This window comes from Sphingomonas glaciei (genome assembly GCF_023380025.1).
Classification (GTDB): Bacteria; Pseudomonadota; Alphaproteobacteria; order Sphingomonadales; family Sphingomonadaceae; genus Sphingomicrobium; species Sphingomicrobium glaciei.
In genome coordinates, this window is record NZ_CP097253.1 from 2727159 (window position 1) to 2754035 (window position 26877).

A 26877-nucleotide genomic window follows, 5' to 3' on the forward strand; every position below is an offset into this window, starting at 1 on the left:
TTTGGGGGGACGGGGATGATCGGAAGATTGCTGGCAGGCGCGGCGCTGCTTGGCGCAAGTGGGGCGCTTGCCGCTCCGGTCACCATTCACGCCGGGCGCCTGATCGCTGTGCCTGGGCAGCCGGTGCGCGGGCCGTCGACCATCGTCGTCGACGGCGGCCGGATCGTCAGCGTCACTGCGGGCTTCCAGCCTGCGACTGGCCAGCTGATCGACCTTCGCGACAAGACCGTGCTTCCGGGGCTGATCGACGCCCACGTCCACCTCGATAGCGACCGCGCCGGCAATGAAGGCCAGTTGGCCGAGTTCACCGAAAGCGTGCCCTTGCGTGCCTACGAAGCGCAGATGAACGGGATGAAGACCCTGCGCGCGGGCTTCACCACCGTCCGCAACCTCGGAGACGGAGAGGCGGGGGCCAGCCTTGCTTATCGCGATGCGATTGCACGGGGCTGGGTGCAGGGGCCGCGGATCGTCTCGGCAGGACAAAGCATCTCGACCAGCGGCGGTCATATGGACGGGCGCAACGGCACCAACGACGCCGTCGACGCGCACCAGTCGACGCATCACCTGTGCGACGGCGCGGCCGACTGCCGCCGCGCGGTGCGCCTGCAGGTCAGCCGCGGCGCCGACGTCATCAAGATCGCCACCACCGGCGGGGTCAACAGCGGCACTGGCCTGCTGACGCGGATGGAGCAGGATGAAGCGGAAGCGCTGATGAAGACCGCCCATGCCTATGGCAAGAAGGTCGCGGTCCACTCCCACGGACGCGACGGGACCAAGCTCGCACTGCGCAATGGCGCCGATTCGATCGAGCATGGCACCGACATGGACGACGAGACCGTGCGGCTCTTCAAGCAGGCTGGCGCCTGCTACGTGCCGACGCTGTCCACCGTGAACGGTTATCTCGAGCGGCTGGCCAAGGACCCCAACGCTTATTCTCCGGCGGTCAGGAAGCAGATCGACTGGCGGATCGGAATCACCGGGCAAAGCCTTGCCAAGGCCTATCCGGCGGGGGTCCGCATCTGCTTCGGGACCGATGCCGGCGTGTCCAAGCATGGCCGCAACGCCGACGAGTTCGAACTGATGGTGAAATATGGCATGCCGCCCGCCCAAGCGATCACGGCCGCAACCGTCAACAATGCCGAGTTGCTGGGGCTGGCGAGCGAGATCGGGACGATCGAACCCGGCAAGAGCGCCGACCTGATCGCGGTCGCCGGAGACCCGCTGGCCGACGTCAGGGCGCTGAAGTCCGTCGCCTTTGTCATGGCCCGCGGCGAGGTGGTCAGCCGACCCTGAGCGGTTGACCGGCGGCAGGTGCTTCGCTAAGGGGCCGCACGTCCGCTCCTGGCGTCAGCCGGCGCGGACAGAGCAGAACATTGCGTTTGTTACGAGCGGGAATGGCCGGCGGCCTTCGGGTCGGCCGGCCTTCGCGCTTGAACAGCCAAAGTAACCGCCGGGTCTTCCGGTAACAACAAGGTGAAGGGCTTCATGCCAACGATCAACCAGCTGATCCGCAAGGGTCGCGAGCCGCAGAAGGCCAAGAGCAAGGTCCCTGCGATGGACCAGAACCCGCAAAAGCGCGGCGTCTGCACCCGGGTCTACACGACCACCCCGAAGAAGCCGAACTCGGCGTTGCGCAAGGTGGCCAAGGTCCGCCTGACCAACAGCCGCGAAGTGATCAGCTACATCCCGGGCGAAGGTCACAACCTCCAGGAGCACAGCGTTGTGCTGATCCGTGGCGGCCGTGTGCGCGACCTTCCGGGAGTGCGCTATCACGTGCTCCGCGGCGTGCTCGACACCCAGGGTGTCAAGGACCGCCGTCAGTCGCGCTCCAAGTACGGCGCCAAGCGCCCGAAGTAAGCTGGTGTGTTGGCCGCGCCGCGTGAAAGCCGCAGGCGCGCCGCTCGAAGAAGGAAGTTGCTATGTCCCGTCGTCGTCGCCCAGAAAAGCGCGAGATCCTGCCGGACCCGAAGTTCGGTGACATCACCCTGTCGAAGTTCATGAATTCGGTCATGCTTGATGGCAAGAAGTCGGTCGCCGAGAGCATCGTCTACGGTGCCCTCGAAGTGGTCGAGACCCGCCTCAAGAAGGACCCGATCGGGGTGTTCCACGAGGCGCTCGCCAATGTCCGCCCGGGCATCGAGGTTCGCAGCCGCCGCGTCGGCGGTGCGACCTACCAGGTCCCGGTCGAAGTCCGCGACGTCCGCGCCCAGGCGCTGGCGATCCGCTGGCTGATCACCGCCGCCCGCGCCCGTTCGGAGAAGACCATGGCCGCCCGCCTGTCGGGTGAGCTGATGGACGCCTCGCAGAACCGCGGCAACGCGGTGAAGAAGCGTGAAGACACCCATCGCATGGCCGAAGCGAACCGCGCCTTCAGCCACTACCGCTGGTAAAATTATCTCCTATATCGTGGGGGTTGTCGGTCTGAGGCCGGCTCCCCCACATTGCTAAGGAACTGACGACCATGGCCCGCAGCCATCCGCTCGAGCGTTATCGCAATATCGGCATCATGGCGCACATCGACGCCGGCAAGACGACGACGACCGAGCGCATCCTTTATTACACCGGCAAGTCCTACAAGATCGGCGAGGTCCACGAGGGCACGGCGACCATGGACTGGATGGAGCAGGAGCAGGAGCGCGGGATCACGATCACGTCGGCTGCGACGACCTGCTTCTGGTCGGCCGAGGACGGCAAGGGTCCGGAGCACCGGATCAACATCATCGACACCCCGGGCCACGTCGACTTCACCATCGAGGTTGAGCGTTCGCTGCGCGTCCTCGACGGCGCGGTCGCCTGCTTCGACGGCGTCGCCGGTGTCGAGCCGCAGTCCGAGACCGTCTGGCGCCAGGCCGAGAAGTACAAGGTCCCGCGGATGTGCTTCGTCAACAAGCTCGACCGCACCGGTGCGAGCTTCGAGCGTTGCGTCGCGATGATCAAGGACCGCCTCGGCGCGCGTCCGGCCGTGCTGTATCTTCCGATCGGTATCGAGGGTGGCTTCAAGGGCCTCGTCGACCTGGTCGAGAACCGCGCGATCATCTGGCTCGAGGAGAGCCTGGGCGCGAAGTTCGAATATCAGGACATTCCGGCGGACCTCGCCGACGAAGCCGCGGCAGCCCGCATGGAGCTGATCGAGATGGCCGTCGAGCAGGACGACGACGTGATGGAAGCCTATCTCGGCGGCGAGGAGCCCGACACGGCCACCCTCAAGAAGCTGATCCGTAAGGGTACGCTGAATTTCTCGTTCGTGCCGGTGCTGTGCGGCTCGGCGTTCAAGAACAAGGGCGTCCAGCCCCTGCTCGACGGCGTGGTCGACTATCTGCCGAGCCCGCTCGACATTCCTCCGGTCGAAGGCATCAAGCCCGGCTCGGAAGACACCGACACCCGCGCTCCGGCCGATGACGCTCCGTTCGCGGCGCTGGCGTTCAAGATCATGAACGATCCGTTCGTCGGTACCCTGACCTTCGCCCGCATCTATTCGGGCAAGCTCGAGACCGCTTCGCAGGTCGTGAATTCGGTCAAGGACAAGAAGGAAAAGGTTGGCCGCATGCTGCTGATGCATGCCAACGACCGCGAGGACATCCAGGTGGCCTATGCCGGCGACATCGTCGCTTTGGCGGGTCTCAAGGACACCACCACCGGCGACACTTTGTGCGCGTCCAACGCGCCGATCGTGCTCGAGCGGATGGAGTTCCCCGAGCCCGTCATCGAAGTGGCCGTCGAGCCCAAGACCAAGGCCGACCAGGAGAAGATGGGTGTCGCTCTCAACCGCCTGGCGCGCGAGGACCCCTCGTTCCGCGTGACCTCGGACCACGAGAGCGGACAGACCATCATCAAGGGGATGGGCGAGCTCCACCTCGAGATCCTGGTCGATCGCATGAAGCGCGAGTTCAAGGTCGAGGCCAACGTCGGCGCCCCGCAGGTCGCTTATCGCGAATATCTCGGCAAGCCGGTCGACATCGACTATACCCACAAGAAGCAGTCGGGCGGCACCGGCCAGTTCGGCCGCGTCAAGGTCAAGCTGACCCCGGGTGAGCGCGGTTCGGGCATCATCTTCAAGGATGAGATCAAGGGCGGTAATATTCCCAAGGAATATATCCCCGCGATCGAAAAGGGCTTCCGCGAAACGGCTGCCACGGGCTCGCTGGTCGGCTTCCCGATCATCGACTTCGAGATCAACCTGTACGACGGCGCCTACCATGACGTCGACTCGTCGGCCCTGGCGTTCGAAATCTGTGCCCGCGGCGCGATGCGCGAAGCGGCCCAGAAGTCGGGCATCAAGCTGCTCGAGCCGATGATGCGGGTCGAGGTGGTCACCCCCGAGGATTATCTCGGCGACGTGATCGGCGACTTGAACAGCCGCCGCGGCCAGATCCAGGGCACCGACAGCCGGGGCAATGCCCAGGTGGTCGAAGCCATGGTCCCGCTGGCGAACATGTTCGGCTACGTGAACCAGCTGCGCTCGTTCACGCAGGGTCGGGCCCAGTACTCGATGCAGTTCAGCCATTATGACGAAGTCCCGGCGAACGTCGCGGACGAGGTCAAGGCGAAGCTGGCGTAACCTGAATTTAGACGCTAAGGGCGCGCTCGCAATCGGGCGAGCGGCCCGTCGATAACCCAAGAAGAGGCGTAAAATGGCGAAGGCGAAATTCGAGCGGAACAAGCCGCACGTGAACATCGGCACCATCGGTCACGTCGACCATGGCAAGACGTCGCTGACGGCGGCGATCACCAAGGTCCTGGCCAAGCATGGCGGCGGCGTTGCGGTTGACTTCGCCAACATCGACAAGGCTCCGGAAGAGCGCGAGCGCGGCATCACCATCTCGACCGCCCACGTCGAGTATGAGACGACCGCCCGCCACTACGCGCACGTCGATTGCCCGGGCCACGCCGATTATGTGAAGAACATGATCACCGGCGCGGCGCAGATGGACGGCGCGATCCTGGTGGTTTCGGCCGCCGACGGCCCGATGCCGCAGACCAAGGAGCACATCCTGCTCGCGGCGCAGGTCGGCGTTCCGACCATGGTTGTGTTCCTCAACAAGGTCGACCAGGTCGACGATCCCGAGCTGCTCGAGCTGGTCGAGCTGGAAATCCGCGAGGAGCTTTCCAAGCGCGGCTTCGACGGCGACAACATTCCGATCGTCGCCGGTTCGGCTCTCGCCGTTCTCGAAGACAAGAACGAGGAAATCGGCGAGCAGGCGATCCTGAAGCTGATGGAAGCCGTCGACAGCTGGATTCCGCAGCCCGAGCGTCCGCTCGACAAGCCGTTCCTGATGCCGATCGAGGACGTGTTCTCGATCTCGGGCCGCGGCACCGTCGTGACCGGCCGCGTCGAGACCGGCATCGTCAAGGTTGGCGAGGAAGTCGAGATCGTCGGCATCAAGGACACCAAGAAGACCGTCGTCACCGGCGTCGAGATGTTCCGTAAGCTGCTCGACCAGGGCCAGGCCGGCGACAATATCGGCGCGCTGATCCGCGGCGTCGCTCGCGACGACGTGGAGCGTGGTCAGGTCCTCTGTAAGCCGGGCTCGATCACCCCGCACACCGACTTCACCGCCGAAGTCTACGTGCTGTCGAAGGACGAAGGCGGCCGTCACACGCCGTTCTTCGCCAACTATCGTCCGCAGTTCTACTTCCGCACCACTGACGTGACCGGCGAAGTGACCCTCCCCGAGGGCACCGAGATGGTCATGCCGGGCGACAACGTGACCCTGGGTGTCAAGCTCATCGCCCCGATCGCGATGGACCAGGGCCTGCGCTTCGCCATCCGTGAAGGCGGTCGCACCGTCGGCGCCGGCGTGGTCGGCAACATCACCAAGTAAGCTTCCGGCGCCTTTGGGCCCTGAAGACTGACGAGAAAGGCCCGGGGTCTCGAAAGAGGCTCCGGGCTTTTCTTGTTTCTCCACCTGCACTTGCCGAATCTTAACGTTCGAACCCGCAAGTTCCGATCCTGCCGAAGAGTGCCGGGGTCATCGCGAGAGACCGAGCCGTGTCTTGAATTTGCAAGTCGGAGTTTGCGCTACTGTGATTCTAAAAGAAGCTGACGACCATTCGGCGGAGATTGCCGAACTCGAGCGCCTCAAAGGTCTCGCTCCCAAAGCTTTCAAGGCGATCGAGCGAGAAATCCGCAACATCCGCTCTGGGGCTTCAGGCGAAGAGAGCGCAGCGCACTTCATCAATCGAGAGTTTGGCAGGAGTGAGAGGCTCGCCATCATACATGACCTGCGGATCGGCACGGAGGATGACTTCGCGCAGATCGATCACCTTCTCATCCATCGCCTGCAGGCGACTGCGTGGGTATTGGAGACGAAAAACTACTCAGGGCGATTGAGCTGCAATGAGCATGGTGATTGGACCGTCTGGTACGGCGGCAAGCCGCAACCGGTGCCTTCGCCGGTCGCGCAAGCCGAGCGCCAATGCCGAGCGCTCGAGTGCTGGCTACAGCAACATGGGATGGGCTGGATCAGCGAGGTCCGACCAGTGGTCCTCGTCTCACCCAAATCGAGTGTGGATCGACGGATCAGTCCCAAAGGAGCTTCGATCGTCAAGTCGGACCATTTCGCGACATGGCTACGCGATCAATGGGAGGGCATTGGTACCGGCACTGCACTCAAGATGCTCTCTCGCCATGTCATGAGGGGCATGTCCGAAGCTAATTTGCGGGACCTTGGCGACCGCCTGGTCGGAGCACATGTTCCCGCCAGCCGTGATTGGGCAGCCAAGTTTGGAATCTCCCTTGATGCGCAGGAGGGCGGCTGCAGCAAGCAGCGACAAGTCCTGCAGGATCTGCCAGCAGCACAGCCCGAGAAATCGGGGGACCTTCTCAAAGTTGTCGAGACGCCGCATGGATGCATCAAGATTGCGCGCATCCCGGATGGCCGCTTCTCGATCCGTAATGCGCCCGACGAACAATTGATCGAGTTGGTCAGGGCGGCCTGTCGCGGCAGGGCGAAATGGGTCCCTCGATACCGCAATTGGCTGGTGACTGGGGACAGGCTTCCCGAAGTGCTGGAGGTACTTTCCGGGTGCTCGACGTCGGAGCCTCTCGCCGCGAGTTAGACGCCCTCCGATTGTCGGTTGGCTGTTTGGAGCGAGCCAGCAGGGGTTGATCTCACCGCCCCACCTCTATAGAGGCGCCACTTCCGACGGGGATTCGTCCCCGTCACACAAGTTTCAGCGTAGGGGTCACACCGACCCGGGCAACCGGGAAGTGTCGGGTGCGGCCTCTTGTTTTCTTGGGCTGGAAACAGCTCAGCGGCTCTTTGCAATCGGTAGTGGAACCCATGGAAACTCAGAATATCCGGATTCGTCTGAAAGCCTTCGATCACCGCGTGCTCGACCAGGCGACCGGCGACATCGCTGACACCGCTCGTCGTACCGGCGCGCTGATCCGTGGTCCCATTCCGCTCCCGACCCGCATCGAGAAGTTCACCGTCAACCGTTCGCCGCACGTCGACAAGAAGTCGCGCGAGCAGTTCGAGGTGCGCACCTACAAGCGTCTGCTCGACATCGTTCAGCCGACTCCGCAGACGGTCGATGCTCTAATGAAGCTCGACCTCGCTGCGGGTGTAGACGTAGAGATCAAACTGGCCTAAGGGCTGCGGCGCGGCGGTTGAATCGCTCTCAGGCGATCCTGCTGCGCAGAACTACAAGGGATACCGCGGGAAGCCTCGAGAGAGGTAGCCCGGTCTGCGTCCCCCGCTTCCTGCCCCGGCAGGAATAGCCCAGGCGGGGCGACGTACTTTTTCACGGGCTGCATGCCTCTTCCGGTGACGGGACAGGCCTCTGTGAGGAGTGCAAGATCATGCGCACTGGCGTGATCGCCAAGAAGGTTGGAATGACCCGCCTGTTTCAGGCGGACGGACGGCACGTTCCCGTGACGGTTCTCCAACTCGATGGCGTCCAGGTAATCAGCCGCCGGACCAACGACGAGAACGGCTACACCGCCGTTCAGCTCGGTGCCGGCAAGGCCAAGGCGAAGAATGTCGCCAAGCCGCAGCGCGGCGCCTTCGGCAAGGCAGAAGTGGAGCCCAAGGCTCGGCTGGTCGAATTCCGGGTCGCCGAGGACGCGCTGCTCGACGTCGGCGAGACGCTGAGCGCCGACCACTTCGTCGCCGGCCAGTATGTGGACGTCCAGGGCGTCACTCAGGGCAAGGGCTTCGCCGGCGCCATGAAGCGCTGGGGCTTCGGCGGTCTTCGTGCCACCCACGGCGTGTCGGTGTCGCACCGCTCGCATGGTTCGACCGGTAACCGCCAGGATCCGGGCCGCGTCTTCAAGAACAAGAAGATGGCCGGCCACATGGGCGCTCGCAATCGTACCCAGCAGAACCTCATGATCGTCGGCACGGACGCCGCCCGCGGGCTGCTGTTCGTCAAGGGCTCGGTTCCGGGCTCCAAGGGCGGCTGGCTGCAGGTCACCGACGCGGTCAAGATCCCGCGCAACGAGAATGCGCCTTATCCCGCCGGACTGATCGTCAAGGGCGAGAAGATCGAGGAAACCACGCTCGGCCTGGTCGACGAGGCCGCCGTCGAGGCGATCCCGGTGCTTCCGGGCGACGACGAGGTCAAGGCGATCGCGGCCGAGCAGGAAGCCGGCGCGGTTGAGGCCGAAAACAACGAGAACACCGACGCTGGCGGCGATACGCCCGCTACCGACGGCAAGGAAGGCTAAGCGATGAAGGTCGAAGTAAAGACCCTCGACGCAGCCGGATCCGGCGAAGTCGAGCTCAATGACGCCGTGTTCGGTGTCGAGCCCCGCGCCGACATCCTGCATCGCGTCGTCACCTGGCAGCTCGCCAACCGGCGTGGCATGGCCCGCGCCGCTCGCGAGCGGTCGGACGTTGCCCGCACCGGCAAGAAGTTCGGCAAGCAGAAGGGCGGCGGTACCGCTCGTCACGGCGATCGCCGCGCCCCGATCTTCATCGGCGGCGGCAAGGCCCACGGCCCGCGTGCCCGCATGTTCACGCTGTCGCTGAACAAGAAGGTTCGGGCGCTCGGCCTGAAAATGGCGCTGAGCGCCAAGGCGCAGGGCGGCCAGCTGGTCGTGGTCGACAATCTCGACGTGGCCGAGGGCAAGACCCGCGCGCTGGTCGAGAAGCTCGGCAAGCTGGGCTTCGGCAAGACCGCGCTGGTGATCGACGGCGATGCGCTGAACGTCAGCTTCGCGCACGCTTCGTCCAACCTGCCGGGTCTGAACCTGATCCCGGCGGTCGGTGCCAACGTCTATGACATCATGCGCCACGAGACCCTGGTCCTGACCCGGGCCGCGGTCGAGAAGCTGGAGGGCCGCTTCAATGGCTAAGGCTGAAACCAAGGCTGTGGACATCCGTCACTACGACGTGATCCGCGGGCCGCACATCACCGAGAAGTCGACCATGCTCTCCGAGTATAATGCGGTCGTGTTCAAGGTGGCGGGCGATGCCAGCAAGCCGGAAATCAAGGCGGCGGTGGAAGCGCTGTTCGACCGCAAGGTCGTCAACGTGAACACCCTCGTCACCAAGGGCAAGTCGAAGCGCTGGAAGGGCAAGGCCTACCAGCGTTCGGACGAGAAGAAGGCGATCGTGACCCTGGCTCCGGGCCAGGACCCGATCGACGTCACGAGCGGGATCTGAGGGACCGATGGCACTCAAAGCATATAAGCCGACGAGCCCGGCCCGCCGTGGCCTGATCCTCGTCGACAAGAGCGCGCTGTGGAAGGGCAAGCCCGTCAAGGCGCTGACCGAAGGCAAGCACAAGACTGGTGGCCGCAACAACAAGGGCCATGTGACCAGCCGCGGTATCGCGGGCGGCCACAAGCAGAAGTACCGGATCATCGACTTCAAGCGTCGGACCTGGGACGTTTCTGCCACCGTCGAGCGGCTCGAGTACGACCCCAACCGGTCGGCGTTCATCGCGCTCGTCACCTACGAGGGCGGCGAGCAGGCCTATATCCTCGCTCCGCAGCGTCTTGCTCCGGGCGACAAGGTCGTCGCCGGCAAGAAGGTCGACGTGAAGCCGGGCAATGCGATGGAGATCGGCCAGATGCCGGTCGGCACCATTGTCCACAACGTCGAGATGAAGCCCGGCAAGGGCGGCCAGATCGCTCGTGCCGCCGGCACCTACGTTCAGGTCGTCGGTCGCGACAAGGGCATGGTGATCGTTCGCCTCAACTCGGGCGAGCAGCGCTACATCCGTGCGGACTGCATGGCGACGATCGGTGCGGTGTCGAACCCCGACAACCAGAACACGACCCTCGCGAAGGCGGGACGCAGCCGCTGGCTCGGCAAGCGCCCGCTGACCCGCGGCGTCGCCAAGAACCCGGTCGACCACCCGCACGGCGGTGGTGAAGGCAGGACCTCGGGCGGCCGTCACCCGGTTACCCCGTGGGGCAAGCCGACCAAGGGTGCCCGCACCCGTCACAACAAGGCAACGGACAAGATGATCATCCGTAGCCGTCACGCCAAGAAGAAGGGCTAAGAGATGGCTCGTTCCGTCTGGAAGGGTCCGTTCGTGGAGCTTTCGCTCCTGAAGAAGGCCGAAACCGCTCAGGACGCCGGTGCTCGCGCGCCGATCAAGACCTGGTCGCGCCGCTCCACCATTCTGCCGCAGTTCGTCGGCCTGACCTTCAATGTCTACAACGGCCGCAAGTTCGTGCCGGTGTCGGTCAACGAGGACATGGTCGGCATGAAGCTCGGCGAGTTCGCGCCGACCCGGTACTTCCCGGGTCACGCCGCCGACAAGAAGGGCAAGCGGTAATGGGCAAGGTTGCAGCACCCCGCAAGGTGGGCGACAAGGAAGCGCTCGCCGTTGGCAACACCATCCGTGGCTCGGCGCGCAAGCTGAACCTGGTGGCGCAGCTGATCCGCGGCCGCAAGGTCGAGGAAGCGCTGAACATCCTGAAGTTCAGCCCAAAGGGCATGGCCGACGACGTGTACAAGGTCCTCGCGTCGGCCGTCGCCAATGCCGAGAACAACCACAACCTCGACGTCGACGCGCTGATCGTCACCGAGGCGAGCGTCGGCAAGTCGATCTCGATGAAGCGTTTCGCCACCCGCGCCCGCGGCCGGTCGAGCCGCATCGTCAAGCCGTTCAGCCGCCTTCGCGTCGTCGTGTCCGAGCAGGAAGAAGCCTAATGGGTCAGAAGAGCAATCCGATCGGGCTTCGGCTGCAGATCAACCGTACCTGGGACAGCCGCTGGTTCGCGGAAGGCCAGGACTACGGTCGTATGCTGCTCGAGGATCTCAAGATCCGCCAGTACATCATGAAGACGCTGCCCCAGGCCGCGATCTCCAAGGTGGTCATCGAGCGCCCGGCCAAGCTGTGCCGCGTGTCCGTCTATGCCGCACGCCCAGGCGTGATCATCGGCAAGAAGGGCACCGACATCGAGAAGCTGAAGAAGACCCTGTCCAAGATGACGGGTTCGGAAGTCAGCCTCAACATCGTCGAGATCCGCAAGCCGGAAGTCGATGCGCGCCTCGTGGCGCAGGGCATCGCCGACCAGCTGGAGCGTCGCATCGCGTTCCGTCGGGCCATGAAGCGCGCCGTCCAGTCGGCCCTTCGCCTTGGCGCGGAAGGCATTCGTATCGAGTGCGGCGGCCGTCTCGGCGGCGCCGAGATCGCTCGCTCCGAGCGCTATCGTGAAGGCCGCGTGCCGCTTCACACGCTGCGCGGCAACGTCGATTATGCCGAAGCCCAGGCTCACACCGCTTATGGCGTGTGCGGGGTCAAGGTATGGGTGTTCAAGGGCGAGATCCTCGGTCACGACCCGATGGCCCAGGACCGGCTGATGATGGAAGCTCAGACCTCCGGCGTCCGCCCCGCGCGTGACGACGATCGTCGCCGGTAAGGAACGAGAGACATGCTGCAACCAAAGCGCACCAAGTTCCGCAAGGCCTTCAAGGGCCGGATCCATGGCAATGCCAAGGGCGGGACCGAGCTCAACTTCGGCGCCTTCGGCCTCAAGGCCATGGAGCCCGAGCGGATCACCGCCCGCCAGATCGAAGCGGCCCGCCGCGCGATCACCCGTCACATCAAGCGTCAGGGACGCTTGTGGATCCGGATCTTCCCGGACGTGCCGGTGTCGAGCAAGCCTGCCGAAGTCCGCATGGGCAAGGGCAAGGGCTCGCCCGAATTCTGGGTCGCCCGGGTCAAGCCCGGCCGCATCCTGTTCGAGCTCGACGGCGTTCCCGGACCGCTTGCCAAGGTCGCTTTCGAGCGTGCCGCGGAGAAGCTCCCCATCAAGGTCAAGGTGGTCGCCCGCCTTGGCGAAACCCTGGTTGAGGCCGACTGACCATGGCGAAGCGTGAAGACCTGTCGGTTGCAACCGACGACCAGCTGTCGACGCAGCTGGGCGACCTGAAGAAGGAGCAGTTCAACCTGCGCTTCCAGGCCGCCACCAACCAGCTCGAGAAGCCGAGCCGGGTGCGCGAGGTCCGCCGGACCATCGCCCGGATCAAGACCCTGCAAGGCCAGCGTTCGAAGAACGCGGCGTCGCAGGGCTGAGGAGAGAATAGATGCCAAAGCGCGTCCTCACCGGCACCGTAGTGTCCGACAAGGGTGACAAGACCGTGGTGGTTCGTGTCGAGCGGCGGGTGAAGCACCCGTTGTACGGCAAGATCATCAAGCTGTCGAAGAAGTACCATGCTCACGACGAGGCGAATGCCTACAGCGTGGGTCAGCAGGTCCGCATTGAAGAATGCGCCCCGCTTTCGAAGCTCAAGACCTGGACCGTTGCCGGACTGGTGGGTGAGGCCAAGGCCTCCGACCTGGCCGAAGCGGCCAACGTCTGAGCGCTCTGGTCAAGGATAGGATAGACCCATGATCCAGATGCAGTCCAACCTGGACGTCGCTGACAACAGCGGTGCCAAGCGCGTCATGTGCATCAAGGTGCTCGGTGGCTCCAAGCGCCGCACCGCGAGCGTCGGCGACATCATCGTCGTTTCCGTCAAGGAAGCCGCGCCCAAGGGCCGCGTGAAGAAGGGCGACGTTCACCGCGCGGTCATCGTGCGTACCGCCAAGGACATTCGTCGTCCGGACGGTTCGGTGATCCGCTTCGACAGCAATGCCGCCGTGCTGGTCAACAAGAACGAGGAGCCGATCGGCACTCGTATCTTCGGGCCGGTGGTGCGCGAACTGCGCGCCAAGAAGCACATGAAGATCATCAGCCTTGCGCCGGAGGTGCTGTAATGGCCACCGCGAAGATCAAGAAGGGCGACAAGGTCGTCGTCCTGTCCGGCAAGGACAAGGGCAAGACCGGTGAGGTCGTCCGCGCCATGCCGAAGGAAAACAAGGTGGTCGTGAGCGGCATCAACGTCGCCACGCGCCACATCAAGCCGACCCAGGCCAGCCCAGAAGGCGGCAAGGTCACCAAGGAAGCGCCGCTTCACGTGTCCAACGTGGCGCTCGCTGATCCGAAGACCGGCGCGGCTACCCGCGTCCGCTTCGAGGAACGCGACGGCAAGAAGGTCCGGGTCGCGGTCAAGTCCGGGGAGCTGATCAATGGCTGATGCCAACTACGTTCCGCGCCTGCGGAAGGATTACGACGAGCGCATCGTCAAGGCGATGACCGACAAGTTCGGCTACAAGAACCACCTCGAGGTTCCGCGGCTCGACAAGATCGTCATCAACATGGGCGTCGGCGAAGCGACCCAGGACAAGAAGAAGGTCGAGGCCGCCGCTGCCGAAATGCAGCTGATCGCCGGGCAGAAGCCGGTGATCACCAAGGCCAAGACTTCGATCGCGCAGTTCAAGCTGCGTGAGGGCATGCCGATCGGTTGCAAGGTCACCCTTCGCCGCGAGCGCATGTACGAGTTCCTCGACCGCCTGGTCACGATCGCTCTTCCCCGGGTCCGCGATTTCCGCGGCCTCAACCCGAAGAGCTTCGACGGGCGCGGCAACTATGCGATGGGTCTCAAGGAACAGATCGTGTTCCCCGAGATCAACTATGACCAGATCGACAAGGTCCGGGGCATGGACATCATCGTCACCACCACGGCAAGGACCGACGAGGAAGCGCGCGAGCTGCTCCGCCTCTTCAACTTCCCGTTCCCCGCAGACGCTGAACAGCAAAAGGCTGCCGCGTAAGCGGTTAGGAGAACTTAAGTCATGGCGAAACTGAGTTCCATCAACAAGAACGAGCGTCGCAAGAAGCTCGTCGTGAAGCAGGCGGCCAAGTACGCCAAGCTGAAGGCCCTCGCGAATGACGAGAGCCTCGACGAGACCGAGCGTTTGATCGCGCGTCTGAAGATGGCGGAGCTGCCCCGTAACGGCAATCCGACCCGCATCCGTAATCGGTGCGAGCTGACGGGCCGGTCCCGGGCTGTCTACCGCAAGTTCCGTCTCTCGCGCATCATGCTGCGGGAAATGGGCAACAAGGGCCTGATTCCGGGCCTCACGAAGTCGAGCTGGTAAGGACACCGCAAGATGGCGATGACCGATCCCCTGGGTGATATGCTCACCCGCATCCGCAATGGCCAGCAGGCGAAGAAGGACAGCGTCCTGACGCCGGCTTCCAAGCTGCGCGCTCACGTCCTCGACGTGCTTCAGCGCGAAGGCTATATCCGTGGCTACTCTGAGGAAGAACTGGCGGGCCAGAAGGGCCTCCGGATCGAACTCAAATATTTTGAAGGCCAGCCTGCGATCCAGCATCTGGCGCGTGTCTCGAAGCCCGGTCGCCGGGTCTATTCGGGCTCTCGCGAGCTGCCCCGGGTCCGCAACGGTCTTGGCATGACCATCGTCTCGACGCCTCGCGGCGTGCTTTCCGACGCGGAAGCACGTGAGCAGAACGTCGGCGGCGAGGTTCTGGCGGAGGTGTTCTAAGATGTCCCGTATCGGCAAAAAGCCGGTCCCGGTTCCGGCCGGGGTTACGGCGACCCTCGAGGGTCAGACCCTCAGCGTGAAGGGCCCCAAGGGCACCCTCTCGATGAGCCTGCTCGATGAACTGGTCCGCACCTCGGTCGAGGACGGCCAGATCAGCATCCAGCCGGTCAACGACAGCCAGCGTTCGCGGGCTGCGTGGGGCATGCAGCGCACCAACGTGTCGAACCTCGTCACCGGTGTGACCGACGGCTTCACCAAGGTGCTCGAGATCACCGGCGTCGGCTATCGTGCCGCGGCCCAGGGCAAGAACCTGCGCCTGCAGCTCGGCTATAGCCACGACGTCAATTACGCGATCCCCGAGGGCATCGACGTCAAGACTCCCGACCCCAACACGGTCGAGATCAGCGGCATCGACAAGCAGAAGGTCGGTCAGGTCGCGGCCGAGATCCGGCGCTGGCGCAAGCCCGAACCCTACAAGGGCAAGGGCATCAAGTATCGCGGCGAGTTCATCTTCCGCAAGGAAGGGAAGAAGAAGTAATGGCCAAGCTTTCCCTTTTCGATCGCCGGCGTCGCCGCGTCCGGACGACGCTTCGTGCCCGTTCAGGTGGCAAGCCGCGTTTGTCGGTGCACCGTTCGGGCCGCCACATCTATGCCCAGGTGATCGACGATGCCGAGGGCCGCACCCTCGTCTCCGCGTCGACCCTCGACAAGGATCTGCGCGGCAAGGCCAACGCGACCACCGAGGGCGCCAAGCAGGTCGGCAAGACGCTGGCGGAGCGGGCCAAGGCGGCCGGCGTCACCAACGTCGTGTTCGATCGCGGCGGCTTCCTGTTCCATGGCCGGGTCAAGGCCCTCGCCGATGCCGCCCGTGAAGGCGGGCTGGAGTTCTGATTATGGCTGATGAGATCGAAACCCAGACCCAGGCCGGCGCTCCGGACGCCCCTGCGGCGGCCGAAGCCGCGGACGCTGGCGCTCCGGCGCAGCAGGCTCCGCAGCAGCAGGACAACCGCGGTCCCCGCGGCCCTGGTGGTCCCGGCGGCAATCGCGGCGGACGCGGCGGTGGCCGTGACGGCCGCGGCGGCGGCAACCGTGGCGGCGGACGCCGTGACGATCGCCGTGGCGGTCGTGGCGGTGACGACGACGGCGGCGAGGAGCTGATCGAGAAGCTGGTCCACATCAACCGCGTTTCCAAGACCGTGAAGGGTGGTAAGCGCTTCGGCTTTGCCGCGCTGGTCGTGGTCGGCGACGGCAAGGGTCGTGCGGGCTTCGGCCACGGCAAGGCCCGTGAGGTTCCGGAAGCCATCAGCAAGGCGACCGCGGCGGCTAAGAAGGCCATGATCCGCGTTCCGCTGCGTGACGGCCGCACCCTGCACCATGATGGCAACGGTCATTTCGGTGCGGGCAAGGTGACCCTCCGCTCGGCGCCGAGCGGCACCGGCATCATCGCCGGCGGCCCGATGCGCGCCATCTTCGAGAGCCTGGGCGTGGCGGACGTGGTGACCAAGTCGGTCGGCACTTCCAACCCGTACAACATGATCCGGGCGACCTTCGAGGCGCTCAAGGAACAGACCAGCCCCCGTTCGGTGGCGCAGCGTCGCGGCAAGAAGGTCGCCGACCTGCTCGGCCGCGGTGGCGTAAGCCAGGCGGAGGCTGAGGCCACCGCCGACAGCATCACGGAGTAACAGACGTGGCGACCATCAAGATCACCCAGACCGGTTCGCCGATCCGCCGCGACAAGACCCAGCGCGCGACGCTGGTCGGTCTCGGCCTCAACAAGATGCACCGCACCGTGGAAGTGGAGGAGACCCCCGAGGTCCTCGGCCAGATCCGCAAGGTGCAGCATCTGCTGAGCGTCGAAAAGTAACTGGACCCGGGCCCCTGCGCTAAGTAGGGGCCCGTTCCTTCATCAAGTGACCGGGCTTCTGCTGCGCAGGGGCCCGGATGCGCGACAAAAGCGAAAGCGAGTGCACAACATGACCATCAAGCTCAACGAACTCCGCGACAATCCCGGTGCCCGCAAGAGCCGCGTTCGCGTCGGCCGCGGTATCGGTTCGGGCGTCGGCAAGACCGGCGGCCGCGGCCAGAAGGGCCAGAAGAGCCGCTCGGGCGTCTCGATCAAGGGCTTCGAGGGCGGCCAGATGCCGCTCCACATGCGGCTGCCGAAGCGCGGCTTCAACAACATCTTCGCCAAGGATTATGCCGAGGTGAACCTGGGCGCGATCCAGAAGCTGGTCGACGCCGGCGCGCTCGACGCCAATGGCACGATCGACCACGACACGCTCAAGGCGGCCGGTGTCGGCCGTGGCGGCAAGGACGGCGTACGGATCCTCGGCAAGGGCGATTTCTCGGCCAAGCTGACCTTCCGCGTCCACGGCGTCAGCGCCGGTGCCAAGAGCGCGATCGAAGCTGCCGGCGGCAGCGTCGAAGTGATCGAGCGCCGCGACTCGGCCGAGCTCGCCAAGGCCAAGAAGGGCAAGGCTCGCGAAGCGCGCCTCGCCGACAAGTCGTCCAAGCAGGACGCGGCGCGGGCGGCCAAGTAACCTGTTCCCCGGCGCAGGCCTGGGCCCAGTGTCCTCTCCTCCGCTGGTGAAGAAGGAACTGGGCTCCTGCCTTCGCAGGAGAACGGCTTTCATCCGTGGCGGCACCGCCTATATGGGCCCCTTCGGGTAGGGACGAACAAACAACATGGCATCGCAGGCCGAACAACTGGCTTCGAACATCAGCCTCGCCAATTTTGGCAAGGCGACCGAGCTCAAGAAGCGGATCTGGTTCACCATCGGTGCGCTGATCCTGTTCCGTCTGCTCAGCCACGTGCCGATGCCGGGCATCGACCCGCGCGCCATGGCCCAGCTGTTCAACACCCAGCGCGGCGGCGTCCTAGACTTCTTCAACACTTTCTCGGGCGGCAGCCTGGAGCGGATGAGCATCATCGCGCTCGGCGTCATGCCCTACATCACCGCCTCGATCGTGGTGCAGCTCGGCGCCACCATGTATGCCCCGATGATGGCCCTCAAGAAAGAGGGCGAGACCGGGCGCAAGCGGCTCAACCAATATACCCGCTACCTTACCGTCCTGCTGACCACCGTGCAGGGCTATTTCATCGCGGTCGGCCTCGAGGGCCTGGGCGCCACGCAAGGCATCCCCGCGGTGGTCGAACCCGGCGTCATGTTCCGTGTCGCCGCCACCATCAGCCTGGTCGGCGGTACCCTGTTCCTGATGTGGATCGGTGAGCAGATCACCAGCCGCGGGATCGGAAATGGCATCAGCCTGATCATCATGGCCGGTATTGTCGCGACCCTGCCGCGCACCCTGGCCCAGCTGTTCGAGGGCGGGCGCAGCAACACCATCGACCCACTGATCATCCTGCTTGTGATCGCGCTGGTGGTCGGCTTGATCCTGTTCATCTGCTTCATGGAGCGGGCCCAGCGCCGCGTGCTGATCCAATATCCCAAGCGCGCCACCGCGCGGGGCATGATGGCGCAGGAGCGGTCGCACCTGCCGATCAAGATCAACACCGCCGGCGTCATTCCGCCGATCTTCGCTTCCTCGCTGCTGCTGATGCCGCTGACCGTCATCCAGATGGCCGGCGCGACGCCGGGCAGCGAAGGCGGCTCGGAATGGCTGGTCACGCTCAGCACCTACCTGCAGCACGGCAGCCCGGTGTTCATGACCCTCTACGGGCTCGGCATCGTCTTCTTCTGCTTCTTCTACACCTCGGTGCAGTTCAATTCGGAAGAGACCGCGGACAACCTGAAGAAGCATGGCGGCTTCATCCCGGGCGTCCGTCCGGGCAAGGCGACCGAAAGCTATTTCGACTATCTGCTCGCCCGCCTGACGGTGATCGGTGCCGCCTATCTGGTGCTGATCTGCCTGGTGCCGGAGATAATGTTCACCCAGGCCGGCATCCCCTTTTATCTCGGCGGCACCAGCCTGCTGATCGTCGTCAACGTGACGATGGATACCGTCAGCCAGATCCAGGGCCATTTGATCGCGCACCAATATGGCGACCTGATCAAGAAGGCGAAGCTGAAGGGCGGGCGGCCGGCGCGCCGCTGACGCTTGACGGGTCCAGCCGGGCCCGTGACAAGCAGCTTGTGTGAACGAGGGGAACTTTCAGCCTTGGATATCATCCTCTTGGGGCCGCCTGGTGCGGGTAAGGGTACTCAGTCGCAACGGCTGGTCGACTCCCGCGGCATGGTCCAGCTGTCGACCGGCGACATGCTGCGCGCAGCGGTTCGCGCCGGCACTCCGGTCGGGCTCAAGGCCAAGGCGATCATGGACGCGGGCGAGCTGGTCAGCGATGCCATCGTTTCCGCGCTGATCGGCGAGCATCTCGACCAGAGCCGGACCCAGGGCGCCATCTTCGACGGCTTCCCGCGCACCCAGAACCAGGCCGAAGCGCTCGATATTCTGCTCGACGAGCGCGGCCGCAACCTCGCCCATGTGATCGAGCTTGAGGTGGACGAGGAAGCGCTGGTCGAGCGCATCACCGGCCGGTTCACCTGCGCCACCTGCAGCGCGCCTTACCACGACCGGTTCAAGCCGACCGCGGTACAGGACCAGTGCGACGTCTGCGGCGGGCATGAGTTCAAGCGCCGCCCCGACGACAATGAGCAGACCGTGCGCACGCGGATGGCCGAATATCGCGCCAAGACCGCGCCGATCCTGCCCTATTACGAGGCGCGCGGCCTGGTGGCCCGGGTCGACGGCATGGCGAACGTGGACGAGGTCACCCGCCAGATCGACGCAGTGCTGGACGGCGCCGCCTGACAGGCGCATCCTCGGCCCGCTTCAAGGGCAGGGGAAGGACGATGAAACGACCATTGGCGTTCGGTGCGCTGGCCGCCGCGATGGCAGTCCCTGCCGCCGCCGAAGTGCGCTCGACCGGCGCCGACCGTTTCGAGATCGAGCATCGGTTCGACAGCGCGCTTGCCCCCGATCGCCTCTACACCCTGATCGGGCAACCGGCGCGCTGGTGGTCCGATTCCCACACCTTCTCGGGCAAGGCCGCCAACCTGTCGGTCGAAGTCGTGCCGATGGGTTGCTGGTGCGAGAAGATGCCCGACGGCAAGGTCGTCACGCATTTGCAGGTCGGCATCAGCGAGCCGGGCCGCCGCCTGTTGCTGACGGGTCTGCTCGGGCCCCTCGCTACGGTGGCGAAAGCGGGTGCCATGACCTGGACGATCACGCCCAGGGCGCAGGGCTCAACGCTGGTGATGAACTACAAGGTCGGCGGCATGACGGCCGATAAGGTGGCGCAGTTCGCGCCGGCGGTCGACGGCGTGCTCGGCGAGCAGATGACTCGTCTCCACAAGACCGCCGAGGGTCTTGCGGCCCCTCGCTAGGCCCGCTCCAGCGTAACGAAGGCGTAGGGCAGGCCGCCGCTTTCGAGCGCCACATGCTCCTCGCGAAAGGTCTCGCGCCAATATCCGCTGTCGCGCGGATCGGGCATGGTCGTGTCGCCGGCGACGTCGGCCAACACCTCGGTCAGTTCAACCTTGTCGACAAAGGCCAGCGCCAGTCCGAAGATTTCCGCTCCGCCGATCACGCTGACATCGTCGGGCGCTGCCAGCGCAAAGGCCTCGGGCAGCGAGTGGGCAACCTCGGCACCTGGCGCCTGCCAGGCGCGGTCGCGGGTGACGACGATATGCCGGCGCTTGGGAAGAAGCCCCGGCAGGCTGTCGAAGGTCTTGCGCCCCATCACCATCGCGGTGCCGAGCGTCAGTCGCTTGAAGCGCTTGAGGTCTTCGGGAAGGTGCCACGGCAAGGTCCCGTCGCGCCCGATGATCCCGTTGCGGGCACGTGCCACCACCAGCTGGATCATGCCGGGCCCTCGACGACGATGGCGGTGACTTGCACCAATCGGTACTTTCCCATTAACGCACCTACGCCTGCCCCTAATTGATCCCGTGAGGGGAGCTTCGTCCATCGCTCCTGCTTGAACAATAGGAAAGCGTTTGCCATCGCCTTGCAGCGATGCACCGGTGCCTTTCATCTTGTTCGATTGTGACCTTCCGCCGTTCGGTGCGATGGTCACGATCTGGACGAAGTGGACGAAGTGCCATTTTCGCGCTTTCCTCGTGACCATCGCCGCCTTCCTGGACGCCCTCGCCGGCCTTTTGCCAGCTGCTGCAATCGTCAGCGACGCCGATACGATCGCGCCGTGGCTCACCGACTGGCGCGGGCGTTGGAGCGGGGTCGGCTCGGTGCTGCTCCAGCCCTCCACCACCGACGAGGTCGCCGCGATCGTCGAGGCGGCGGAGGCGCATGGAGTCGCGCTCGTTCCGCAGGGCGGCAACAGCTCTATGGTCGGCGGCGCCACGCCGCCGGCCGACGGTTCGGCCGTCTTGCTGTCGCTCCGGCGGATGAACCGCATCCGCTCGATCGGATCCGATCACGCGGTGGTTGAGGCCGGGGTGATCCTCGAGACGCTCCAGCGCGCTGCGGAAGCGGAGGGAGCGCGCTTCCCGCTCGACCTCGGCGCGCGAGGATCGGCGACGGTGGGGGGCCTCGCCTCGACCAATGCCGGGGGGACCCAGGTGTTGCGCTTCGGGACCATGCGCGCGCAGGTGCTGGGGATGGAAGCGGTGCTGTCGGGCGGCTTGGTGCACGACAGCCTGTCCGGCCTCAAGAAGGACAATCGCGGGTTCAGCCTCGACCATCTGCTGATTGGGGCCGAAGGCACGCTCGGCATCGTCACAGCCCTTCGCTTGCGATTGGTGCCGGGGAGGGTGCAGCGCGCCGCGGCGTGGATCGGCCTCGACGACCCGCATCAGGCCCTCGCGCTGCTGCGGCGGCTCGACGCGGCGGGCGACCGGATCGAGGCGTTCGAGCTGATCCCCGACGCCAGCCTCCAGCGTGTCCTCCGCCACATCCCGCAGACCCGCGCTCCGCTGGCCGGTTCCTGGCCGTGGCACGTGCTGGTCGAAGCGGTCACCGGTGCCGGCGAAGACCCACCGGAGCGCTTGCTCGAGCAATTGCTGTCGGACGCTCCGATCGGCGATGCGGTGATCGCGCAAAGCGACGCGCACACCGAAGCGCTGTGGCGCATCCGTCATTCCATCTCCGAAGCCGAACGTACCGACGGCCCCGCCGCGCAGCACGACATTTCGCTTCCGATCGACCACGTGCCCGTGTTCCTGACCGAGGAAGCACGCCTGATCGAGCAGCACTTTCCGGGGACGGAGGCGACCGGCTACGGCCATCTCGGCGACGGCAACGTCCACTTCCATGTCCGCGCGCCCGCCGGCGCGCCGCGCGATTGGGCCGATGGCGCGAAGGGCAAGGCGGTCAGCGCCTTGGTCCACGATCTGGTGACCGAGGCCGGCGGGTCGATCTCGGCCGAACATGGCATCGGTCAGATGAAGAAGGACGAGCTTGCCCGGCTGGCCTCACCAGCGCGGATGCAGGCACTGCGGGCGATCAAGCGGGCAATGGATCCCCACGGAATCTTCAATCCCGGCAAGCTGGTCTGAAAGGCAGGAACAGGCACGGGTGCGGCCCGTTGCGGGGGGCATGGCCAGGGGCGAAGAACAAGCAAGAGCAGCCGAACTCGAAATCGGCGAAGTGGTAGCGGCATTATTGACGGCGGAGGCGCCGCGGTTGCTGTTCCTCGCCCGCGACGAGGTGCGGGCCGACAGCATCGCCCGCGCCGCCGCGCAGGGAGCAGGAGACCGGCTGGTCCTGCACCTCCCCGCGTCGGACGTGCTGCCTGGCGACGATGCGCCGACTTCGGCCAGCATCTCGGGCCAGCGCACGGCCACCCTTCGCCACCTCGCGGAAGCGCTGGGCGGGGACCGCCGGGTGCTTCTGGTCAGCAGTGGGGAAGCCGCCGGCCGGCTGGTTGCGCCTCCATCGGCCTATTCGGCCAAGCCACCGATGCTTCGTCCCGGCGAGCCGCTCGACCTCGAGAGTTTTGCTGAGGCCGCCCGCTCGCTCGGTTACCATGACGACGACCGGGTCGACGAACCAGGCGAAGTGGCGGTGCGCGGCAACGTTGCCGACCTTTACCCCGGAGACCGCCAGCAGCCGGTCAGGATCGAAGTGGCTGATGGGGCAATCTCTGCCATCCGCAGCTTCGACCCACTGACCCAGCTTACTATCGAGGAATTGGAGCGGCTGGAGATCGGCATCGTCTCCGAACCGCAAGCAAGAAACGGGGTGACCCTGATCGATCACTTTCCCGGCGCCGTACTAGCCCAGGATCCCGGAGCCGATCAGCGCCGCAAGCTGTTCCTCGCGCTTGCAGCCGATACCGGCAAGCGCCGCCCGGCCCGGGCGATGGCCGACATCTGCGACGATAAGCGCTGGCAGGATGCGATCGCCAAGCTGGACCACCTCGATCTTTCGCGAGGCCTGGATGCGCCGCCGCCGCGGTTCGTCGAGCAACGCGCACCCGAGCGGGCGTTTCTCCGCTTCGCCAAGTCCGCGCTCAACGAGGGCAAGACGATTGCCTTGCTGGGCTCGCCCCGTGACGTACGCTTCCTCAGCGCGCGTGTGGCGCGTGCACTCAAGACCGACATCGTGCCGGTCGAGAGCTGGGATGAGCTGATGGCAGCGCCTCCCGGGACGCCCCTTGCCCTGAACATGGCGGTGCCGCGCGGTTTCACGCAAGGCCAGCTGGTCGCGGTTGCCGCCGGCGACCTCATCGGCTCGCGCGCGGTGCAGGAGGCCGGCGCGGCTTCGGTCCCAGGCGAGCTGTTCGCGGCGCCCGAAATCCGCCCCGGCGACATCGTCATTCATGAGGATCACGGACTGGCCGCGGTCACCGGACTGACCGAATTGCCCGAAAACGGCGGCGATGCGGTGGTGCTGCGCTTTGCGGGCGAGGCGCGCCGGCTGGTTCCCGTCGCCGACGTCGGCAAGCTGTGGCGCTACGGTTCGGACGAGGACAGTGTCACGCTCGACAAGCTCGACGGGTCATCATGGGAAAGGCGGCGCGGCGAGGTGCTGGCAGCCGTTGCCGAAACCGCGCGCGGCTTGGTCGCGCTGGCGGCCGAGCGGGCGGAGGCCGAAGCCCCGGTGATCGAACCCGACGCCGCCCGCTTCGAACAGTTGGTGGCAAGCTTTCCCTTCACCGAGACCGCCGACCAGTTGAAGGCCATCTCGGCCATCCGCAGCGACCTTGCGGCGGGCAAGCCGATGGACCGGCTGGTGGTCGGCGACGTCGGCTTCGGCAAGACCGAAGTTGCGCTACGCGCAGCCGCGATGGCGGTGTTCGCGGGCAAGCAGGTGGCGCTGGCGGCACCGACCACGGTGCTTGCGCGCCAGCATCTGGAGACCTTCCGCAATCGCTTCCGTGAGCTTGGCGTCGAGGTTGCCATGCTGTCGCGGCTGGTATCCGCGGCCGACAAGAAGAAGGTTTTCGCCGGCCTCGCCGACGGCAGCATCTCGATCGTGGTCGGGACCGGCGCGGTGGCGGGCAAGGACGCGGTCTACAAGGACCTTGGCCTTGTCATCATCGACGAGGAGCAGCGCTTCGGGGCCAAGGACAAGGACAAGTTGCGCGGTCTGGGCGCGCCGCATTCGCTCAGCCTCACGGCTACCCCGATCCCGCGGACGCTGCAGTCGGCACTGGTCGGGTTGCAGCCAGTCAGCATCCTGGCGACGCCGCCGGCTCGGCGTCAGCCGATCCGGACCGAGGTCGGCGGCCTGGACGAGACCAAGCTGCGCACCGCGCTGATGCGCGAGCGGGCGCGCGGCGGGCAGAGCTTCGTGGTCGTACCCCGCATCGAAGACATGGAGCCGCTCGGCGAAACCCTGGCGCGGCTGGTGCCCGAACTGTCGGTGGTTCGCGCCCACGGCAAGATGGTGGCGGCGGAGATCGACGAGTCGATGGTCGGCTTCGCCAATGGCAATGGCGACGTGCTGCTGGCGACCAATATCATCGAGGCCGGGCTCGACGTTCCGCGCGCCAACACCATGGTTGTGCTGAAGGCCGAGCGGTTCGGCCTCGCTCAATTGCACCAGTTGCGCGGGCGGGTCGGGCGCGGCGCGCGGCGCGGGCACATCCTGCTGATGACCGGCAAGGCCGACATTCCCAAGCGGACGCTCGACCGACTGAACACGCTGGCGGCGTTCGACCGGCTGGGCGCGGGCTTTGCGATCAGCGCGCGGGACCTCGACCTGCGCGGGGCCGGCGATCTGCTGGGCGAGGAGCAGTCGGGTCACCTCAAGCTGATCGGCATCGACCTCTACCAGAACCTGCTCGGCAAGGCGCTACGCCATGCCCGCGGCGAGGACGTCGACACGCCCGAGCCCGAACTTCGGCTGGGCGCCGCCGGGTGCCTGCCGGCGGAATGGATCCCCGAGGAGGAGGTGCGGCTGGCGCTCTACCTGCGGCTGGCGCGGCTGGAAGACAGCGCCGGGCTCGATGCGCTGCGGGCCGAGCTGGCAGACCGCTTCGGGGAGCTCCCCGACGAGGCCGAAGCCCTGCTGGCGTCGGCGCAGGTGCGGATACTGGCGCGCGCGGCGGGCGTGCGGCGGATCGACGCCGGCCCTGCGGCGATCGCGATCACCCCGGTCGACGCCTCGGCGAAGGCGCCCGCACCGCTCGAAGCCAAGGAGGGACGCTGGCTGTTCCGGCCCGAGAGCGCCGAGCCGGCCGAGCGTCTGGTCGAACTCGAAGCGGTGCTGGCCGACCTTGCCGGCGACTAGTCGGCGACGGCCGGATGGGCGGAGGTTTCCTCGTCGCGCCGGCCGTAGCTGCGGTTGAAGAACAGGGCGCCGAGCGTGCAGATGACGCCGGACAGCAGGTACAGCCCGACCGCCCACAGGCCGACCCGCGCAGTCAGCCACAGCGCGACCAGCGGGGCGAAGCCGGCGCCGATGAACCAAGCCGAGTTGGAGACGATCGCGGCGCCCGTGTAACGATACTGCTGGCGGAAGCTGTTGTTCACCGCGCCCGCGGCCTGCCCGAAGCTGAGACCGAGCAGGACGAAGCCCAGCAGCAGGTACAGCCCTTCACCGAACTGGCCGAAGCTGAGCAGCATCGGGGCGAAGCAGAAGGTCCCGATCAGCGCGGCCGACACGCCCAGCACCGCGCGGCGGCCGACCTTGTCGGCAAGGATGCCCGACAGCAGGATGGCCATCACGAACACCATTGCGCCCAGCGCCTCGATCAGCAGGAAGCGGACCGGACTGCCGGTGGTGAACAGCTGATTGTAGGACAGCGGGAACACCGCGATGAGGTGGAATAGCGCGAAGCTGGCCAACGGGGCGAAGGCACCGAGCAGGATCGTCCGCCATTCCGCGAACAGCGTTTCGAACGGCGGCGACGGCTGCAGCTCGCGGGTGTCGAACAGCCGCTTGAATTCGGGCGTGGCGACGATCCGGAGGCGCGCGAACAACGCGACGATGTTGAGCGCCAGCGCAACGAAGAACGGGTAGCGCCAGCCCCAGCGCAGGAAGTCGGCGGTCTCCAGCAGCGCAAGGAAGTAAGCGAACAGCACGCAGGCCAGCGCCAGGCCGAGCGGGGCGCCAAGCTGTGGGATCATCGAATACCAGCCGCGCTTTTCGTGCGGCGCATTGAGCGCCAGCAGCGAGGGCAGACCGTCCCACGCCCCGCCCAGCGCGACACCCTGCAGCAGCCGGAACAAGCCGAGCAGCCAAGCGCTGGTCGCGCCGACCTGAGCATGAGAGGGAAGGAGGGCGATCGCCATCGTCGACCCACCGAGCAGGAACAGCGCGATGGTAAGCTTCACCCCGCGGCCGTGACGCTGATCGATGTAGGTGAACAGGAAGGTGCCGAGCGGGCGGCCGAAGAAGGCCAGGCTGAACAGCGCGAAGCTGGCGAGCGTGCCTTCGAGCGGATCAAGGTAGGGGAAGACGAAGGTCGGGAACACCAGCACCGAGGCGATGGCATAGACGAAGAAGTCGAAGAATTCGGTGGTGCGGCCGATGATGACCCCGATCGCGATCTCGCCCGGCCGGACCTCGCCATGCTTGGCATTGACCGCCTGGGCGTCACGTTCCAGCGAGGTGGAAGAAGCACTGTCGGCGGTGGTGGTCATGTCGGCTCGTCTTCTTTCGCTTTGGGCAGCATCACGCACGCGGCTCCACCCCAGCTACCCCCTATGCCCG

The 26877-nt window shown here is 65.7% G+C and carries 34 protein-coding genes; 32 read left to right on the forward strand and 2 right to left on the reverse strand.

Annotated features, from left to right (window positions below; genetic code table 11):
* Positions 1–15 precede the first annotated feature (15 nt).
* From M1K48_RS13420 to M1K48_RS13565, 30 genes are all read left to right on the forward strand, one after another.
* Entirely contained in the window at positions 16–1293 is a 1278-nt protein-coding gene (locus tag M1K48_RS13420; protein ID WP_249503698.1) for a metal-dependent hydrolase family protein, read from the forward strand.
* Between the two features lie 192 nt (positions 1294–1485).
* A complete protein-coding gene (gene rpsL / locus M1K48_RS13425; protein ID WP_249503699.1) occupies positions 1486–1857 on the forward strand; it encodes a 30S ribosomal protein S12 in 372 nt (123 codons plus the stop codon).
* Positions 1858–1919: 62 nt separating this feature from the next.
* A complete protein-coding gene (gene rpsG / locus M1K48_RS13430; protein ID WP_249503700.1) occupies positions 1920–2390 on the forward strand; it encodes a 30S ribosomal protein S7 in 471 nt (156 codons plus the stop codon).
* Between the two features lie 71 nt (positions 2391–2461).
* Positions 2462–4558, forward strand: coding sequence for an elongation factor G (gene fusA, locus M1K48_RS13435; RefSeq protein ID WP_249503701.1), 2097 nt, complete (start codon positions 2462–2464; stop codon positions 4556–4558).
* A 73-nt stretch (positions 4559–4631) separates the two neighbouring features.
* The gene (gene tuf / locus M1K48_RS13440) at positions 4632–5822 is read left to right on the forward strand and encodes an elongation factor Tu (RefSeq protein ID WP_249503702.1); all 1191 of its coding nucleotides are present in this window, start codon (positions 4632–4634) and stop codon (positions 5820–5822) included.
* A 172-nt stretch (positions 5823–5994) separates the two neighbouring features.
* Positions 5995–7059: a nuclease-related domain-containing protein gene (locus M1K48_RS13445; protein WP_249503703.1), complete on the forward strand. Its 1065-nt coding sequence runs from the start codon at positions 5995–5997 to the stop codon at positions 7057–7059.
* 224 nt (positions 7060–7283) lie between these two features.
* Positions 7284–7595 (forward strand): 30S ribosomal protein S10, encoded by a 312-nt coding sequence (gene rpsJ, locus M1K48_RS13450; protein WP_028969184.1) that lies wholly within the window; start codon positions 7284–7286, stop codon positions 7593–7595.
* A 209-nt stretch (positions 7596–7804) separates the two neighbouring features.
* On the forward strand, positions 7805–8671 hold the full coding sequence (gene rplC, locus M1K48_RS13455; protein ID WP_249503704.1) for a 50S ribosomal protein L3: 867 nt from the start codon (positions 7805–7807) through the stop codon (positions 8669–8671).
* A gap of 3 nt (positions 8672–8674) precedes the next feature.
* Positions 8675–9301 carry a 50S ribosomal protein L4 gene (gene rplD, locus M1K48_RS13460; protein WP_249503705.1) on the forward strand — a complete coding sequence of 209 codons (627 nt, stop codon included), beginning with the start codon at positions 8675–8677 and terminating at the stop codon, positions 9299–9301.
* Positions 9294–9611, forward strand: a complete 318-nt coding sequence (locus tag M1K48_RS13465; RefSeq protein ID WP_249503706.1) for a 50S ribosomal protein L23 — start codon at positions 9294–9296, stop codon at positions 9609–9611. The genes rplD and M1K48_RS13465 overlap by 8 nt, the downstream gene beginning before the upstream one ends.
* A 7-nt stretch (positions 9612–9618) precedes the next feature.
* Complete coding sequence (gene rplB / locus M1K48_RS13470; protein WP_249503707.1) at positions 9619–10455, forward strand: 50S ribosomal protein L2; 837 nt, start codon at positions 9619–9621, stop codon at positions 10453–10455.
* A gap of 3 nt (positions 10456–10458) precedes the next feature.
* Positions 10459–10734 carry a 30S ribosomal protein S19 gene (rpsS, locus tag M1K48_RS13475; protein WP_168068184.1) on the forward strand — a complete coding sequence of 92 codons (276 nt, stop codon included), beginning with the start codon at positions 10459–10461 and terminating at the stop codon, positions 10732–10734.
* Positions 10734–11111, forward strand: coding sequence for a 50S ribosomal protein L22 (rplV, locus tag M1K48_RS13480; RefSeq protein ID WP_249503708.1), 378 nt, complete (start codon positions 10734–10736; stop codon positions 11109–11111). Before rpsS ends, rplV begins: the two co-directional genes overlap by 1 nt.
* Positions 11111–11824 (forward strand): 30S ribosomal protein S3, encoded by a 714-nt coding sequence (rpsC, locus tag M1K48_RS13485; protein ID WP_168068186.1) that lies wholly within the window; start codon positions 11111–11113, stop codon positions 11822–11824. Before rplV ends, rpsC begins: the two co-directional genes overlap by 1 nt.
* Before the next feature lie 12 nt (positions 11825–11836).
* Positions 11837–12268, forward strand: a complete 432-nt coding sequence (gene rplP, locus M1K48_RS13490; protein WP_249503709.1) for a 50S ribosomal protein L16 — start codon at positions 11837–11839, stop codon at positions 12266–12268.
* A gap of 2 nt (positions 12269–12270) precedes the next feature.
* On the forward strand, positions 12271–12480 hold the full coding sequence (gene rpmC / locus M1K48_RS13495; protein WP_249503710.1) for a 50S ribosomal protein L29: 210 nt from the start codon (positions 12271–12273) through the stop codon (positions 12478–12480).
* An 11-nt stretch (positions 12481–12491) separates the two neighbouring features.
* A complete protein-coding gene (gene rpsQ, locus M1K48_RS13500) occupies positions 12492–12767 on the forward strand; it encodes a 30S ribosomal protein S17 (RefSeq protein ID WP_249503711.1) in 276 nt (91 codons plus the stop codon).
* A gap of 28 nt (positions 12768–12795) precedes the next feature.
* Complete coding sequence (gene rplN, locus M1K48_RS13505) at positions 12796–13164, forward strand: 50S ribosomal protein L14 (protein WP_168068190.1); 369 nt, start codon at positions 12796–12798, stop codon at positions 13162–13164.
* Complete coding sequence (gene rplX, locus M1K48_RS13510) at positions 13164–13484, forward strand: 50S ribosomal protein L24 (protein WP_249503712.1); 321 nt, start codon at positions 13164–13166, stop codon at positions 13482–13484. The genes rplN and rplX overlap by 1 nt, the downstream gene beginning before the upstream one ends.
* On the forward strand, positions 13477–14061 hold the full coding sequence (rplE, locus tag M1K48_RS13515) for a 50S ribosomal protein L5 (RefSeq protein WP_249503713.1): 585 nt from the start codon (positions 13477–13479) through the stop codon (positions 14059–14061). The genes rplX and rplE overlap by 8 nt, the downstream gene beginning before the upstream one ends.
* 21 nt (positions 14062–14082) lie before the next feature.
* Positions 14083–14388, forward strand: coding sequence for a 30S ribosomal protein S14 (gene rpsN, locus M1K48_RS13520; protein WP_168068193.1), 306 nt, complete (start codon positions 14083–14085; stop codon positions 14386–14388).
* A 12-nt stretch (positions 14389–14400) separates the two neighbouring features.
* Positions 14401–14796, forward strand: coding sequence for a 30S ribosomal protein S8 (gene rpsH, locus M1K48_RS13525; RefSeq protein WP_249503714.1), 396 nt, complete (start codon positions 14401–14403; stop codon positions 14794–14796).
* A 1-nt stretch (position 14797) separates the two neighbouring features.
* Positions 14798–15334 (forward strand): 50S ribosomal protein L6, encoded by a 537-nt coding sequence (gene rplF, locus M1K48_RS13530; protein ID WP_249503715.1) that lies wholly within the window; start codon positions 14798–14800, stop codon positions 15332–15334.
* Positions 15334–15687, forward strand: coding sequence for a 50S ribosomal protein L18 (rplR, locus tag M1K48_RS13535; RefSeq protein ID WP_249503716.1), 354 nt, complete (start codon positions 15334–15336; stop codon positions 15685–15687). Before rplF ends, rplR begins: the two co-directional genes overlap by 1 nt.
* 2 nt (positions 15688–15689) lie before the next feature.
* On the forward strand, positions 15690–16478 hold the full coding sequence (gene rpsE / locus M1K48_RS13540) for a 30S ribosomal protein S5 (RefSeq protein ID WP_249503717.1): 789 nt from the start codon (positions 15690–15692) through the stop codon (positions 16476–16478).
* Positions 16479–16483: 5 nt separating this feature from the next.
* A complete protein-coding gene (gene rpmD / locus M1K48_RS13545; RefSeq protein ID WP_249503718.1) occupies positions 16484–16660 on the forward strand; it encodes a 50S ribosomal protein L30 in 177 nt (58 codons plus the stop codon).
* Positions 16661–16775: 115 nt separating this feature from the next.
* A complete protein-coding gene (gene rplO, locus M1K48_RS13550) occupies positions 16776–17336 on the forward strand; it encodes a 50S ribosomal protein L15 (protein WP_249505269.1) in 561 nt (186 codons plus the stop codon).
* A gap of 145 nt (positions 17337–17481) precedes the next feature.
* The gene (secY, locus tag M1K48_RS13555; protein ID WP_249503719.1) at positions 17482–18852 is read left to right on the forward strand and encodes a preprotein translocase subunit SecY; all 1371 of its coding nucleotides are present in this window, start codon (positions 17482–17484) and stop codon (positions 18850–18852) included.
* A gap of 63 nt (positions 18853–18915) precedes the next feature.
* On the forward strand, positions 18916–19566 hold the full coding sequence (locus M1K48_RS13560; protein ID WP_249503720.1) for an adenylate kinase: 651 nt from the start codon (positions 18916–18918) through the stop codon (positions 19564–19566).
* A gap of 41 nt (positions 19567–19607) precedes the next feature.
* Positions 19608–20141, forward strand: coding sequence for an ATPase (locus tag M1K48_RS13565; protein ID WP_249503721.1), 534 nt, complete (start codon positions 19608–19610; stop codon positions 20139–20141).
* Here M1K48_RS13565 and M1K48_RS13570 read toward each other — a convergent pair.
* Positions 20138–20620, reverse strand: a complete 483-nt coding sequence (locus M1K48_RS13570) for a dihydrofolate reductase (RefSeq protein ID WP_249503722.1) — start codon at positions 20618–20620, stop codon at positions 20138–20140. The genes M1K48_RS13565 and M1K48_RS13570 overlap by 4 nt on opposite strands.
* A gap of 160 nt (positions 20621–20780) precedes the next feature.
* On the opposite strand from M1K48_RS13570, the gene M1K48_RS13575 reads away from it, so the two are divergent.
* Together M1K48_RS13575 and M1K48_RS13580 are read left to right on the forward strand one after the other, a co-directional pair.
* A complete protein-coding gene (locus tag M1K48_RS13575) occupies positions 20781–22271 on the forward strand; it encodes an FAD-binding oxidoreductase (RefSeq protein ID WP_249503723.1) in 1491 nt (496 codons plus the stop codon).
* Positions 22272–22311: 40 nt separating this feature from the next.
* On the forward strand, positions 22312–25452 hold the full coding sequence (locus M1K48_RS13580; RefSeq protein ID WP_249503724.1) for a TRCF domain-containing protein: 3141 nt from the start codon (positions 22312–22314) through the stop codon (positions 25450–25452).
* Here M1K48_RS13580 and M1K48_RS13585 read toward each other — a convergent pair.
* On the reverse strand, positions 25449–26807 hold the full coding sequence (locus M1K48_RS13585; protein ID WP_249503725.1) for an MFS transporter: 1359 nt from the start codon (positions 26805–26807) through the stop codon (positions 25449–25451). The two genes, M1K48_RS13580 and M1K48_RS13585, sit on opposite strands and share 4 nt — an antisense overlap.
* Positions 26808–26877: the final 70 nt, after the last annotated feature.

What these genes read in the sequence shown, in the direction of transcription:
- rpsH (WP_249503714.1), top strand. Translation starts at nt 14,401, where the DNA reads ATGGCGATGACCGATCCCCTGGGTGATATGCTCACCCGCATCCGCAAT.
- rplX (WP_249503712.1), top strand. Translation starts at nt 13,164, where the DNA reads ATGGCCACCGCGAAGATCAAGAAGGGCGACAAGGTCGTCGTCCTGTCC.
- rplF (WP_249503715.1), top strand. Translation starts at nt 14,798, where the DNA reads ATGTCCCGTATCGGCAAAAAGCCGGTCCCGGTTCCGGCCGGGGTTACG.
- rplE (WP_249503713.1), top strand. Translation starts at nt 13,477, where the DNA reads ATGGCTGATGCCAACTACGTTCCGCGCCTGCGGAAGGATTACGACGAG.
- M1K48_RS13465 (WP_249503706.1), top strand. Translation starts at nt 9,294, where the DNA reads ATGGCTAAGGCTGAAACCAAGGCTGTGGACATCCGTCACTACGACGTG.
- M1K48_RS13420 (WP_249503698.1), top strand. Translation starts at nt 16, where the DNA reads ATGATCGGAAGATTGCTGGCAGGCGCGGCGCTGCTTGGCGCAAGTGGG.
- rpsG (WP_249503700.1), top strand. Translation starts at nt 1,920, where the DNA reads ATGTCCCGTCGTCGTCGCCCAGAAAAGCGCGAGATCCTGCCGGACCCG.
- rpsQ (WP_249503711.1), top strand. Translation starts at nt 12,492, where the DNA reads ATGCCAAAGCGCGTCCTCACCGGCACCGTAGTGTCCGACAAGGGTGAC.
- rpsJ (WP_028969184.1), top strand. Translation starts at nt 7,284, where the DNA reads ATGGAAACTCAGAATATCCGGATTCGTCTGAAAGCCTTCGATCACCGC.
- M1K48_RS13565 (WP_249503721.1), top strand. Translation starts at nt 19,608, where the DNA reads ATGAAACGACCATTGGCGTTCGGTGCGCTGGCCGCCGCGATGGCAGTC.
- M1K48_RS13570 (WP_249503722.1), bottom strand. Translation starts at nt 20,620, where the DNA reads ATGATCCAGCTGGTGGTGGCACGTGCCCGCAACGGGATCATCGGGCGC.
- tuf (WP_249503702.1), top strand. Translation starts at nt 4,632, where the DNA reads ATGGCGAAGGCGAAATTCGAGCGGAACAAGCCGCACGTGAACATCGGC.
- rplP (WP_249503709.1), top strand. Translation starts at nt 11,837, where the DNA reads ATGCTGCAACCAAAGCGCACCAAGTTCCGCAAGGCCTTCAAGGGCCGG.
- rpsS (WP_168068184.1), top strand. Translation starts at nt 10,459, where the DNA reads ATGGCTCGTTCCGTCTGGAAGGGTCCGTTCGTGGAGCTTTCGCTCCTG.
- rpsC (WP_168068186.1), top strand. Translation starts at nt 11,111, where the DNA reads ATGGGTCAGAAGAGCAATCCGATCGGGCTTCGGCTGCAGATCAACCGT.
- rplV (WP_249503708.1), top strand. Translation starts at nt 10,734, where the DNA reads ATGGGCAAGGTTGCAGCACCCCGCAAGGTGGGCGACAAGGAAGCGCTC.
- rplD (WP_249503705.1), top strand. Translation starts at nt 8,675, where the DNA reads ATGAAGGTCGAAGTAAAGACCCTCGACGCAGCCGGATCCGGCGAAGTC.
- secY (WP_249503719.1), top strand. Translation starts at nt 17,482, where the DNA reads ATGGCATCGCAGGCCGAACAACTGGCTTCGAACATCAGCCTCGCCAAT.
- rpsL (WP_249503699.1), top strand. Translation starts at nt 1,486, where the DNA reads ATGCCAACGATCAACCAGCTGATCCGCAAGGGTCGCGAGCCGCAGAAG.
- M1K48_RS13580 (WP_249503724.1), top strand. Translation starts at nt 22,312, where the DNA reads ATGGCCAGGGGCGAAGAACAAGCAAGAGCAGCCGAACTCGAAATCGGC.
- rplR (WP_249503716.1), top strand. Translation starts at nt 15,334, where the DNA reads ATGGCCAAGCTTTCCCTTTTCGATCGCCGGCGTCGCCGCGTCCGGACG.
- rpsN (WP_168068193.1), top strand. Translation starts at nt 14,083, where the DNA reads ATGGCGAAACTGAGTTCCATCAACAAGAACGAGCGTCGCAAGAAGCTC.
- rpmC (WP_249503710.1), top strand. Translation starts at nt 12,271, where the DNA reads ATGGCGAAGCGTGAAGACCTGTCGGTTGCAACCGACGACCAGCTGTCG.
- rpsE (WP_249503717.1), top strand. Translation starts at nt 15,690, where the DNA reads ATGGCTGATGAGATCGAAACCCAGACCCAGGCCGGCGCTCCGGACGCC.
- M1K48_RS13585 (WP_249503725.1), bottom strand. Translation starts at nt 26,807, where the DNA reads ATGACCACCACCGCCGACAGTGCTTCTTCCACCTCGCTGGAACGTGAC.
- rplC (WP_249503704.1), top strand. Translation starts at nt 7,805, where the DNA reads ATGCGCACTGGCGTGATCGCCAAGAAGGTTGGAATGACCCGCCTGTTT.
- rplN (WP_168068190.1), top strand. Translation starts at nt 12,796, where the DNA reads ATGATCCAGATGCAGTCCAACCTGGACGTCGCTGACAACAGCGGTGCC.
- fusA (WP_249503701.1), top strand. Translation starts at nt 2,462, where the DNA reads ATGGCCCGCAGCCATCCGCTCGAGCGTTATCGCAATATCGGCATCATG.
- rplB (WP_249503707.1), top strand. Translation starts at nt 9,619, where the DNA reads ATGGCACTCAAAGCATATAAGCCGACGAGCCCGGCCCGCCGTGGCCTG.